The 335-nt window shown below is 51.6% G+C and carries 2 tRNA genes and 1 rRNA gene; all 3 read right to left on the bottom strand.

Annotation, left to right across the window (positions count from 1 at the left end):
• Positions 1-35 precede the first annotated feature (35 nt).
• The 3 genes from IC219_RS21470 to rrf all read right to left on the bottom strand — a co-directional run bounded on the left by IC219_RS21470 (position 36) and on the right by rrf (position 325).
• Positions 36-121: transfer RNA gene (locus IC219_RS21470), tRNA-Leu, on the bottom strand.
• 5 nt (positions 122-126) lie between these two features.
• Positions 127-201 (bottom strand) — tRNA-Asn (locus tag IC219_RS21465).
• Between the two features lie 7 nt (positions 202-208).
• Positions 209-325 (bottom strand): 5S ribosomal RNA (gene rrf / locus IC219_RS21460).
• Between the last annotated feature and the right edge of the window lie 10 nt (positions 326-335).

Raw genomic sequence — 335 nt, 5'->3', positions numbered from 1 at the left:
GCCAACTGCTCCACTCCGCGATATTGTTTTATAAGTGCCGAAGACCGGAATCGAACCGGTACGAGAGGTAAGTCCCGCAGGATTTTAAGTCCTGTGCGTCTGCCAGTTCCGCCACTTCGGCTTTTTTGGCTCCAAGGGTGGGGCTCGAACCCACAGCCTACCGGTTAACAGCCGGTTGCTCCACCGTTGAGCTACCTTGGAATATTCAACGTGGCTACGTCCTACTCTCCCAGGCAGTTTCCCACCAAGTACCATCAGCGCTAGAGAGCTTAACTTCTGTGTTCGGAATGGGAACAGGTGTATCCTCTCTGCTATTGTAACCACATAATCTTTAT

It is taken from the genome of Clostridioides sp. ES-W-0018-02 (genome assembly GCF_020658175.1).
Lineage (GTDB): Bacteria > Bacillota > Clostridia > Peptostreptococcales > Peptostreptococcaceae > Clostridioides.
Note: the sequence above shows the minus strand (reverse complement) of the source record. Positions and strands in the feature narration are given on the sequence as shown.